This window comes from Streptomyces sp. NPDC003691 (assembly GCF_053981115.1).
The window spans coordinates 15,655-27,471 of the sequence record NZ_JBSFNQ010000094.1; the positions used below are offsets into that span (position 1 = coordinate 15,655).

An 11,817-nucleotide genomic window follows, 5' to 3' on the forward strand; every position below is an offset into this window, starting at 1 on the left:
CGACCCCCATGGCAGCCTCACGCATCGTCTGGACCCCGGTACCGGCCGGACGCGAAGGCGGCCGGCTCAAGCTGTCCGTCCTCGTCTCGCCCCGGCTCGCGGGGCCCGCACAGACACTCGCCGGCCATCCCGAGTGGCTCGACTGGCCCGCCCAGCGGCCGCGCTACTCCCTGGTCTTCGGATCGGGACCCGCGGTGGCCGCCGAGATCACCGGGCCGGCCCCCCGGCCGGATCTCTGGCGGCAGCTCTTCCCCGGGAGCACCCCCGTCGTCTCCACTCCGGCCGCCGCCGCCCTGACGGCCGCCGGGGTACCGCCGATCCGCTCCTGGCCACCGGTCAGCGCCCGCGACCTGGCCCGCTCCGAACACGCCGCCGCCACCGCCTTCCAGGGGACCGCGCCCCTCAGCGTCAACCGGATGGCCTCCCGCGGACCGGGACTGACGGCGGGGTCCCGGAACGGGGGCAGCCATCAGGACCTCGTCACGGACATCCCGATTCCTCCGGCCAGGCTGGCCCGGGCCCGTACGCTGATCGCCGAAGCACTCGCCAGGGACGGTTACTTCCTCGGCGGCCCGCTGGAGGACCCCGACTCGCCCTTCGAACCCTTCAGCGCCGCACAGATCGACTTCCTGCTCGCCCAGCAGTTCCACCGCCGCCGCGCGGCCGACAACCCCTCCCCCGGCGGGGGTTCCCTGGCCGCGCACACCGCTCTCATCGCCCCGGGCGAGTCCGTCGACTTCCATGCCGCGCTCGGCGCGCTGGCGCAGTATCCGGCGCTCCAGCGGGCGCTGGGGCTGGTCGTCGACCTGGAGGTGGACGCGGGGGCGCCCGGGGTGCCCGCGGCCGGGGACCCGGTGCCCGTATCCCTGCTGGTGGAGTGGCCCCCGGCGGAACCCGGCGGACCGTACGAAGCGGTCCTGCCCGCGGTGAACGCGGTGCTGACCGCCTCCGGCTTCGCCGCGAAACCCGCCGGTGACCTGGTCAGGAACGGGCTGCTGCGGCTGGACTCCGACCGCTTCGAGGTGGTGGAGGTCGACGCGGACGGCACGGCGGACGCCCTGTCCGGCTTCGGCCGGAAGATCCTCGACCGCAACGACGGCTCCTCCGGTGCCGCCGTACCGCCCGACGCCGCCCTGCCGGTCGCCGTGGACCCCGGCCTGGAGCCCGCGGCACTCCCCAGCCACCGCGCCGACAGCATCGGCGTGGTGCAGCGCGGCCGGGCCCGGGACCTGCACGACCGGCTGGTGCGGGCCGTGGACCGGGCCGCGGCTCCGGCATCCCTGCTCGCGGCGGAGCCGTTCGGCGCCGAGGAGCTGGAGTACGGCATCCGGGTCGACGTGTGGGACGACACCACCCGGCGCTGGCGCTCCCTGTGCCGCCGCGCCGGTACGTACGACTGCGGCGAACTCCGTTTCGAGGCCCGGGACGAGGGCACCGTACACCTCGCGCACAGCACCGCGCCCGACGGCGACCCGACGATCTACCTGCATGAATCGGTCTTCGCCTGGGACGGCTACAGCCTCACCGCGAGCCGCCCCGGCAGCATCACCCGCACCGTGGACGGGGAGGAGGTGACCGTCGGACCGGACAGCGATCCCACCGGGCCGGTGCAACTGCGCACCTCCTTCCGCGCCCTGGCCCTGCCCAAACTGCGCTACGGCCGCGGCTACCGGTTCCGGGCCCGGACCGTCGACATCACCGGCAACGGCCTCGGGCCCGACGAGCCCGCGCCCGACGACTTCGGCTCGGCCACCCCGCTCGTCCGCCATCTCCGCTTCGAACCCGTCGGCTCGCCCGAGCTGCTGCCCGCCGCGCCCCGTACCCAGGGCGAATCCCTCGCCCTGCTGGTCATCCGGGGCAACTACGACGCCCCCGCCACCGGAGTCTGCGAGCGCCGGGTGGCGCCGCGGCGGACCAGCCCCGCGCAGGCCGAGCGGCACGGCATGTACGACGTCGCCCCCACGCCGGTGAACCCCGGGGGCCTGGACCGCCTCGCGTACGCGGACATCGTGCGCCGGGACACGGCCGGTTTCACCGGCGGCGGCGAGGACCCCGGCGGCTGGGGCGAGACCCCGTACTTCGACCGGCCGCTGCTGGAGGTGCCCTATCTGCCGGACGTCCTCGCCCGGGGCGCCGCCTTCCGGGGCCTGCCCGGGCTGCCGCCCGGCGAGGTCTTCCCGGTCCCCTTCGACGACCGGCTGTCCTGGCCCCGCCGGGCACCGTTCACCCTCCGGCTGGAGAACGGCACCGGCGCCCCCGAGTACGACCGGGTCCGGCGGATCCTGACGCTCCGGCTGCCGCCCGGCCGGACCGCGGACCTCGTCTGCTCCTCCCGGATCGACGAGGACGACCTGAACGTCCTGGGCATCTGGCAGTGGTTCACGGACAGCGGCCTGACCCCGCCGCCGGGCACCTCCGTCGGCGATCTGCGCAGACTGGCCGCGCGCGGGCAGCTCTGGCAGCTCACACCGGGCCGGCCGGTGAAACTGGTCCACGCCGTACGGCAGCCCGTCGCCCCCGCGGTCTTCGGCAAGCCCGTCGCCGTCCGGGTCCCGGGCGACACCGCGGCGAGGATCGTGGACACCCTCACCCTGGACCGGGCGAGCACCGCCAAGGTCGACATCCGGGCCGAGTGGACGGAACCGGGCGACGCACCCGCCGACCCGGCGCCCGTCGTCCGCCCCGGCCGGGCCCATATCACCACCCTCGCCACCGCCCCGGACGATGCCGACGGCGACCGGCTGCGGCTGGCCGCGCCGCACGAGTTCCACGACACCCGGCACCGTACGGTCACCTACACCGCGGTGGCCGCCACCCGGTTCGGCGACTTCTTCACGGAGACCGCGCGCGCCGTGCTGACCGGGACGGATCCGGTGGTGATCGCGCCCCGCGGCATCGCCTCCGGCACGCTGACCGTCACCGACCCCGCGGCGGGACGGGTCTACGGCGACGCCGACTACACCGCGGACCTCGGCGCCGGGTCGATCCGCCGCACCGGACCCGGGTCGGCCATCCCCGACGGGGCCACCGTCGAAGCCGGCTTCGTCACCGGCCCGGTGACCAGGGTCAACACCGAGGCGCAGCCGCCGGTGGTGGTCAACGTCCGGTCGTCGGCCCGGCCGGGCGCCCCCGACGTGGCCTATCTGGTCCCCGTCTTCGGCTGGCAGCGGGCCCGCGGCGACGGCGGGTTCACCAGTACCCGGCAGGGCAACGGGATCCGGGTCTATCTCCGCCGTCCCTGGTACTCCTCCGGCGAGGGCGAGCAGCTCGCTGTCGTCCTCGCCGCGGACGGCGCCCCGCCGCCCGCCCTGCGGCCCTGGGTCACCCTGCGCGGCCAGGATCCGCTGTACGCCTCCGTGCCGACGACGGCCGCCCCGGGCGCCGGCGAGTTCCCGCTGGCCACCCGGACGGCGAGCGGACTGGTGCTCGCCGAGTCCGCGACCGTACCGGGGCTGCCGCCGGTCGCCGTGGCGGCGCACGCGGTCGGCTTCGACGAGGCGCGCGGACTGTGGTACTGCGATCTGACCCTGCGGGCCGAGCCCGCGTACCGCCCCTTTCTGCGCTTCGCGTTCGCCCGCTACCAGCGGGACTCGCTCTCCGGTCTGGAGCTGTCGCCGGTCGTGCTCGCCCAGTTCGCCCAGCTCAACCCGGACCGCACGCTCTCCGTGGCGCTGGGCGCCGAGGACCCGGCGCGGGCCACCGTCACCGTGTCCGGCCCGACGTACGCCGGTGATCCGGCGCGCGGGGCCCGGCTGACGCTGTTCGTGCAGACCGCGGAGCCCGGGCAGTCGGGCGCGCTGGGCTGGCGGACCGTGTCCGAGTCGCCGCTGCCGCCGCTGCCGGGCGGCGGCGAGTGGAGCGCCACCGTGACCCTGCCCGCGCGGCCCGGCAGTGCACCCCTGCGGCTGCTGGTGGAAGAACGGGAGGTGCTGCCGACGGCGGGAAGCCGTCTGGTGTACGCCGACGCCGTCGACCTCTGAGACCCGCACAGCCCCCTTGGCCGTACCACCCGAAGGACAGAGATGACGACCTCCAGCGTGACCTCCGCCGCGCTGCCACCAGGCGGCTTCGGCAACGGTATCTTCCGGGCGTACGTCAACGGCCGCGAGCGGCCGGGCGCAGGCGAGTTCACGGTGCTGACCGGTGAGCTGAACCCGGCGGGCCCCGGCCTGGACGTCCTGTACGGCCGGGGTGTCCCCGGCACCAGTTTTCTGCGGGTCGCCGACCTCGGCACCGGACGGGTCTATGTCCAGGGCCAGTTGCTCACCCACTCCGACGAGGTGTCGCTCGACCCGTCGGTACGGTCCGTACGGGTGGCCGGAGCCGAGGCCGTGACCCGGTGGTCGGTGACGGACGCCTTCGATCTGGAGCAGCGGGTCACCGTCAGCGGGACGACGGCCGCGGATTCCCGGATCACCGTCACCACGAAGATCACGGATGTCCGGACCGAGCGGCACCGCTTCCGGATCGAGTATCTGTGGGACACCGCGATCGCCGGGGACGACGGCCCGGTGGTGCAGTCCGGCGCCGCCGGGGGCTCGTTCCGCCCCTTCGACCCCGTCCACTCGACGGAGCAGACCTTCGAACGCGGTACGGGCGAGCTGGCCGTGGCCGACAAGTACGGCAATCCGGGCGCCCCCACCTTCGCGGTCGCGGTCTCCGGCTCCGGTGTCCCCGGGGTCCTGCCCGACCGGGTGCAGTACGTCTGCCTGGCGGAGGCGGTCTTCGCCCCGATCGGCGGATACGTCACCGACCCGGCACGCGATATCAGCAGCCCCGCCTCGACCTGCCGGCCGCCCGCGGGCGGGCCCGACTCGGGACTGCTGCTGCTCTGGTCGCGGGACGCGGCGCAGGACGACGCCACGGTCGCCGCGGTGCTGCGGATGAGCCCCGCGGCCCCTTACCCGAGCACCTTGCGGGCGGGCCCGGTCTCGGTCGGTACGGCGACCGCCACGCTCACCGATACGGCGACCGGCCGTCCGGTGGCGGGCCGTACGCTCGTCTTCACCTCGGGCGGGCGGGTCCGCTGCCGGGTGGTCACGGACGCCGCCGGGCGGGCGGTCTGCGACGCGCTGCTGGGCGGGGTACTGGGGTACGACGTGGACTTCGCGGGCGACGCGGTCTGGGCGGCGGCTCACGCTCACGGCGGGCTGCCGAGGGGGGTCGGGGAGACTTCCGCGGAGGCTTCCGGGGAGGGGGGCGCGGGCTCCGGCGCGGAGGGCGGGGAAGGCGCGGGCGCGGGCAGTTCGGGGGGCGTGGGCAGTTCGGGGGGCGTGGGCAGTTCGGACGGCTCGGGCGGGGAGGCGGCCGGAACGGAGTCTTCCGGAACGGCGGAGTCCGGCGGGGAGGGTGCCGGCGCGGAGCGTTAGGGGCTTGAGGGGCGGGTGGGGCGGCATACTCGTCGGCAGCCCTGACCTTGTGGAACGAAAGCGTGGGACGGCAGCCTCATGGCCCCGAAGGACACCGGTGCGGACGGCCCGGCACAGCCCGGCGGAGAGCGGCGCGCGGAGGGCGGGACCGCCCGGCCCCGGGGCGGCGGTTTCGCCTGGGAGCTGCTGCTGCCCGCGGCCGCCGCACCCGCCCGGCGGCGCGGCCGCACCCTGCAGTCCGCACTCCGGGACGCCGTACGGTCGGGCAGGCTGGCCGCGGGCACCCGGCTGCCCTCCAGCCGGGAGCTGGCCGCGGACCTCGGCGTCTCCCGGGGGCTGATCACGGAGGCGTACGAGCAGCTGACCGCGGAGGGATATCTCCGCAGTGACCGCGGTTCGGGCACCTGGGTGGGGGACGCGGTGCGCCCCGGAGGCGCGGCGGCCGCCGGACCCGTACCGCCGCGGTCGTCGCCGCTGGTCGACTTCCGGCCGGGCAAACCGGATCTGTCGCTCTTCCCGCGGACGGCGTGGGCGGCGTCGCAGCGGACCGTGCTCGGCTCGCTGCCGCACCGCGAGCTGAGCTATCCGGACCCGCGGGGTCTCCCCCGGCTGCGGTCCGCGCTGGCGGCGCTGCTGACCCGGCGGCGGGGGGTGGTCGCGGATCCGAACCGGCTGGTGATCTGCGCCGGAGTCACCCAGGCGACGACTCTGCTCGGGCTGGTGCTGCACGGTCACGGGGAGCGGAGCATCGGGGTCGAAGACCCCGGAAGCCCGGTGCACGGACCGGTCTTCGACGCCTGCGGGCTGCGGATGACGGCACTGCCCCTGGACGGTGAGGGGCTGGCGATGGAGCCGCTGCGGCGCAGCGGGGTGCGGACGGTGACGACGACGCCCTCGCACCAGTTCCCCACCGGCATCGCCTACTCGGCGCGGCGCCGTGCGGAGCTGCTGGAGTGGGCGCGGTCCGTGTCGGGGCTGGTGGTGGAGGACGACTACGACGGCGACTTCCGCTACGACCGGGCGCCGGTGGGCGCGCTCCAGGGGCTCGACCCGGACCGGGTGGCGTATACGGGGTCGGTGAGCAAATCGCTGGCGCCGGGGCTGCGGATGGGCTGGCTGCTGGTGCCGGGGCGGCTGGTCGACGAGGTGGTGGAGCGGAAGCGGACCATCGACCTCGGCAATCCCGCGCTGGACCAGGCGGTGATGGCGCACTTCGTCGAGCGCGGGGAGTACGACCGGCAGTTGCGGCGCTGCCAGCGTGCCTACCGGGAGCGCCGGGACGTCCTGGTGGCGGCGCTCGCGGAGTACTTCCCGGGCACCGAGGTCAGCGGGATCGCGGCCGGGCTGCACATCATTGCGGCGCTGCCGCGCGCATACGGTCCGCAGGAACGGTTCACCGCGGCGGCGCGGGAGGCCGGGGTGGCGCTGCGGACGGTGGCGCAGCACGGGATGACAGCGGCGGCCGGTTCGCAGGAGGAGGTGCGGCTGGTGCTGGGGTACGCGCATCTGGCGCCGTCGGAGATCGTCCGGGGGGTCGCGCTGCTGGCGGCGGGGGTGCCGGGGCGCTGAGGCGCCGGGGCGGGCGAGCGGGCAGGCGGGGTCCGGTCCGGTCGCGTCGCGTCGGGTCGGGTCGGGTCGGGTCGGGTCGGGTCGGGTCGATCGTGGTTCGCACCTGGCGAGTTCTCGCCACGGAATTCTCTCCGGCCTATGAACACCGCAGTTCAGGAGTGGTTTCCGGGATGTACGGGCGGGACTCGCGGAGGCTGCCGGGGGCTTCGGGGCGGCCGCCGCAAGGTCGCGTTGTCAGTGGCGGGTCCTACGGTCCCTTTCATGACGCGATCAGTGCAGGCACTCGCCTACGCCCGGCCGTCCGCGCTCAGTTCGGGCGCCGGCGGGGGTCTCCTCGGGCTGGAGACCTCGGGCGGGCTCACCCCGGCCGGGGCCGAGGACAGTCCGACGTTCTTCTCCGGTTTCCTCGAGTCGCCGCAGACGGCGGCCCGGGGGCTGCTGGCCGTCGCCGATGTCGCGGCCGCCCGCTATGTGCGGCCGGAGCTGCGCCGACTGCTCGATCCGGTGGTGACGGGCAACGGGGACCGGCTGAGGTTCGAGTCGTTCTCCGGCTGCTGCGGGGTCTATGCCCGGCTGGACGTGCTGCGGGAGGGGCTCGGCGGGGCGGAGACCGGCCGGGGGACGACCAATGTGGACGTCAACGACCCGCTGCGGAACGCGCTGTCGCGGATGACCGGGGACAGCCCGCTCCATCTGCGGGTGGGGCCCGGGGAGATGGCGGTGACCACGCTCGACGGGTCGGTCGTGGAGAAGAAGGTCCCGCTGCCGGACCGCTGGCTGCGGGGGTTCGCCGAGGCCCAGGTGGCGACGGCGGGGTTCGATCTGCGGGCGGAGCTGTCGGCGGCGGAGGCGGTGCGGTTCCTGCGGTCGCTGCCCAGGTCCCGGACCGGCGGTTCGTCCCGGGGCGCGATGTGGGTGGTCCCGTCGGGGCGGACGCTGCGGCCGACGACGAGGCCGGTGGCGGGTGCGGTCTGTCTGCCGGGACCGGAGCGGCTGGAGTCGCTGGGCCGGGTGCTGCGGCAGGCAAAAGCCCTGCGGGTGTACGGGCCTTCGGTGGTGGACGGCACTCCGGTGCCGACGGCGTGGGAGGTGGTGCTGCCGGGTATGCGGCTGACGCTGACGCTCTCGCCCGACGCCTGGCGGGGCTTCTCCGGCGAGGGCGGGGTACTGGAGTCGCTGTCGGAGGAGGAGGCCGAGCAGGACGCGGAGCTGTTGTCGGTACTGCTGGCCTGGGAGCCGGAGATCGACCCGGCCGAGCTGGCGGAGCGCTCCGGGCTGCCCGTGGCCCGGGTCCGGGCGGGCCTGGTCCGGCTGGGGACCTCGGGCCGGGTGGGGTACGACGTGGCGGACGCCGCCTACTTCCACCGGGAACTGCCCTATGACGCGGGGCGGGTGGAACGGCACAACCCGCGGCTCGTGGCGGCTCGGGAGCTGCTCGCCAGGGGGTCGGTCGCGCTGGACCCGGACGGGAGCACGGCGGCGGTGACCTCGGCCGAGCGCACCTACCGGGTGCGGGACGCGGGCGGGAGACTCCGCTGCACCTGCGCCTGGTGGGCCGACTACCAGGGCAGCCGGGGGCCGTGCAAACACGCGCTGGCGGTGCGGATGGCCCGGCGGGGCGCGACCGCCGCCGGACCGGCGACAGCGGCCGGGGCGGGCCGGGAATCGGAACCGGAAGCGGGCGCGGGTACCGCTCCGGCAGCGGGCAGGGGAGACGGACGATGACGACGGCGAACACCTCGACGGGACGAACCGAACCGGCGGAGCGGACGGGACGGACGGAATCCGCCGGTTCGGCGGAGCTGCTGGCCGTGATCCGCAAGGGGCGGGCTCACAAGGTGCCGGAGCTGCTGGAGCCGATGGGGCCTGCGGAGCGCAAGGAGGCCCTCGTCGAGCTGAAGAAGTTCCGGGTGGAGCTGCGCGACTGGGGCTGGCAGAAGTGGCAGGAGCGGGCCAGGGCGGCGCGGGCACTGCTGATCGCGGGTGCGGGCTGTCTGCCGGGACCGGCGGCGGCCGCGGCGTGGATCGGGGCCAGGGAGCTGCAGCTCGGGCAGCCGGCGAAGCCGGATCTGCTGCTGGCGGTGCTGGCGCACCGGGACGACGACTTCCTGGGGAAGCTGGCGCACCGGCTGGCCGCCCGGACGGGCGTGGGGGCCGCTGAGGCGGCGCTGATCGACGCCTTGGTGCAGCGCTCCGGATGTCCGCTGCCGGTCTCCGACGGCTATGTCAACGGCTGGGTGGAGCTGGTGACCCAGCAGGGCGCGGAGGGCGTCCGGAAGCTGTGGGACGACCCCCGGGCGTCCGTACTGGCCGTCCGGATCTTCGAGACCCCGCGCGTTCCCGGCCCCGTCTTCCGCTATCCGCACCACGCTCCCGAGGACCCGTGGCCCGCCGCAATCGCAGCGCTGCCCGGGCACGGAGTGGTGCAGCGTCCGGTTCTGCTCGACGCCTGCGTGGCCAGGCTGCTGCGCGGGGGGCGGCCGCAGGAGACGGCGTTCTGTCTCGCCGTGCTGCGGGCGCTGGCCCCGCACGGGGAGGAGCGTGTCTCCCGGGTGCCGGACTGGCTGGGCATGGTCTCCGACGGTGTGCCGTCGGTGGCTTCCCTGGCCCAGAAGGTGCTGGCGGAACTGGCGGCCGAGGGCCTGCTGGCGGACGACGCGCTGCTCGCCATGGCCGAGGCCGTGCTCTTCCGTACGGAGAAGGCACTGGTCCGCTCGCAGCTGACGCTGGTGGACCGGGTGCTGCGGAAGCGCCCGGAGGTGGCGGAGCGGCTGCTGCCGGTGGTCGGCGGTGCCTTCGGGCATCCGGACACCGATCTCCAGGACCGGGCGGTGAAGGTGGTGGCCCGGCATCTGGCGGCCGCCGGTGACGCGGCGCGCGAGCAGTTGGCCGAGGCGGCCGAGCAGCTGAGCCCTTCGCAGCGGGCGGCGGCTCGGGAGCTGTTCGGCGGGCAGGCCGTACCGGAGGACGAGGTGTACGAGGAGTTCCTCCCGCCCGCCCCGGTGGCCCGGCCGCTGGCTCCGGCCCCGGGCTCGGTGGCCGAACTGGTCGAGGAGCTCGTGGTGATCATGCGCTCCGGGGAGCAGACCGCGGACTTCGAGCGGGTGCTCGACGGAGTGGCCCGGCTCGGACGGGAGGATCCCCGGGCTCTCGGGGGCGCCGTGCGGGAGGCTCTGCCGACTGCCTGGTGGGTCTCCGGGGCAGGGGGGCTGCTGGCGTCGCCCGAGCGGCTGGATTCCTACTTCGGGCGGGGCAATTCGGAAATCGAGTATGTCGCGGTGGCCCTGGCGGTGGAGCCGCCCGCCCCGTTGCTGCTGCGGGACCGCTCCAAGTCCCAGGGGTGCTGTCCGCGCGACGGGCTGTCGGGGGTGCTGTCGGCGCGGCTGCGGGAGCTGAGCTGCCGGATCTGGACGGATCCGGTGCCGTTCCTGCTGGCGACCCCGACCCTGGACAACGGGGTGCTCGATCCGCTGGTGCTGGTGGACCGGCTGCGGGAGTACGGGCGGCAGGGCGTGCAGCCGGGGCCGGTGGACTTCGCCCAGGCGCTGCTGCGGGTCCCGCGGGACGGGAGCGCCGCGGGGGCCGCGGACGCGGCGGCCGGGCTGGGCACTGCCGAGGGCGACCGGCTCGCCGCCTGGCTGCGCGGTGAGGGGCCGCGGCTTCCGGGGCTGGTGCCGGGTGAGCGGAAGGGGAAGGAGCAGGCGGATCCCGTCGGAGAGGCCGCCACGGAGACCGCAGGGCGGGATTCACCGCTCCGGGGCCGGCTGCGGAACGTCCGGGAGCAGCTTTCGGTCCGGCGCGAGTTTCCCCGGGCTTTCCACTGGCTGGGGCGGACCACCGATCAGCACGAGGCTTGCCGCAAGTGGCTGTACTGGCACCCGTACTGGGTGTTCGCCCTGCCGTACGAGCGGGAGGTCATCGTGGACTGGCTGCACGACGCGATGGTGCTCGGCTTGAAGTGGGAGAGCCGGGATGTGGCGGCTTCGCTGCCGCCGCTCGCCGAGGCGGCGGGCCCGGCGGGGCCCCGGCTGCACCGGGCGCTGGGGATGGGCATGGGGTCCGCGGTGGGCGCGGACCGGCTGGCCGCCGTGGACGCATTGCTGGTGCTGGCTGCCCGGGAGCAGCTCGATCACCGCGTGCTGGCCCTGGAACTGACCGATTTGGTGGATCATGAGGTGGTGGTACCGACCCGGATCGCCGATGCGCTGAACACGGCCGCGTCGGGCGGGGCCTACGCCACGGTCTGGTCCGTGCTGGAGCGGGCACTGCCCGGGCTGATCCGCTCCGTGCCGGTGAACCGGGGCCTCGGTCGGATTCTCGCGGTGGCCGCGGAGTGCGCGGAGCGGTGCCGGCCGCCGGGGGCCGGGGAGATACCCGGCCTGGCGGAGCTGGCCGGCCGCAAGGGCACCTCCCAGGCGGTGGTGCAGGCCAAACGGCTCAGCCGGGCACTCTCCGCCGCATCCGGCCGACCGGACGCCCCGTCAGGGGGCACATCACACTGAAATAACCCATAGGACATCAAATGCACGATTTACCCATCAGTCACACACCGTTTGTGATCACGCAACAAGCCGCCGCCAGAGTGGTGGGCATGACTGATGTGCACCCCTCGCAGCGCTCCCGCCGCTCCCACCACTGGCGGCGGGACCTGGTCGAACTGGCCGCCGTCTTCACCGCGGTGGCGGTCGTCGACATGGTCGCCAAGGTGATCGCATACACCCCCGACGGTCCCTATTTACTGCTGGCGGCCGCCGTGGCCTTCATGGCCACGGCCGGATTCCACATCTGGTGGGCCCGGCGCCACGCGCTCCGGCCCGAGCCACCCGGATCCGGATCCCGTGAGGGCGCACCCCCCGTCCGTTCCGGTGCCGGCGGCACC

At 74.9% G+C, this 11,817-nt stretch carries 5 protein-coding genes and 1 pseudogene; all 6 read left to right on the plus strand.

The features are described from left to right. Positions 1-8: 8 nt before the first annotated feature. The gene (locus tag ACWDR0_RS29495; protein ID WP_456354850.1) at positions 9-3,980 is read left to right on the plus strand and encodes a hypothetical protein; all 3,972 of its coding nucleotides are present in this window, start codon (positions 9-11) and stop codon (positions 3,978-3,980) included. Between the two features lie 42 nt (positions 3,981-4,022). Next, complete coding sequence (locus tag ACWDR0_RS29500; RefSeq protein WP_456354851.1) at positions 4,023-5,369, plus strand: hypothetical protein; 1,347 nt, start codon at positions 4,023-4,025, stop codon at positions 5,367-5,369. A gap of 78 nt (positions 5,370-5,447) precedes the next feature. Continuing rightward, complete coding sequence (pdxR, locus tag ACWDR0_RS29505) at positions 5,448-6,938, plus strand: MocR-like pyridoxine biosynthesis transcription factor PdxR (RefSeq protein WP_456354852.1); 1,491 nt, start codon at positions 5,448-5,450, stop codon at positions 6,936-6,938. Between the two features lie 261 nt (positions 6,939-7,199). Beyond that, complete coding sequence (locus ACWDR0_RS29510) at positions 7,200-8,663, plus strand: SWIM zinc finger family protein (protein WP_456354853.1); 1,464 nt, start codon at positions 7,200-7,202, stop codon at positions 8,661-8,663. Continuing rightward, a complete protein-coding gene (locus ACWDR0_RS29515; RefSeq protein WP_456354854.1) occupies positions 8,660-11,440 on the plus strand; it encodes a DUF7824 domain-containing protein in 2,781 nt (926 codons plus the stop codon). The genes ACWDR0_RS29510 and ACWDR0_RS29515 overlap by 4 nt, the downstream gene beginning before the upstream one ends. Positions 11,441-11,529: 89 nt before the next feature. Then, positions 11,530-11,817 (plus strand): annotated as a pseudogene (locus ACWDR0_RS29520) (GNAT family N-acetyltransferase); the annotation flags it as partial.

Bases quoted from the DNA above. Each gene is read 5' to 3' on its own strand.
- ACWDR0_RS29495 (WP_456354850.1), top strand. From the start codon at position 9: ATGGCAGCCTCACGCATCGTCTGGACCCCGGTACCGGCCGGACGCGAA.
- ACWDR0_RS29500 (WP_456354851.1), top strand. From the start codon at position 4,023: ATGACGACCTCCAGCGTGACCTCCGCCGCGCTGCCACCAGGCGGCTTC.
- pdxR (WP_456354852.1), top strand. From the start codon at position 5,448: ATGGCCCCGAAGGACACCGGTGCGGACGGCCCGGCACAGCCCGGCGGA.
- ACWDR0_RS29510 (WP_456354853.1), top strand. From the start codon at position 7,200: ATGACGCGATCAGTGCAGGCACTCGCCTACGCCCGGCCGTCCGCGCTC.
- ACWDR0_RS29515 (WP_456354854.1), top strand. From the start codon at position 8,660: ATGACGACGGCGAACACCTCGACGGGACGAACCGAACCGGCGGAGCGG.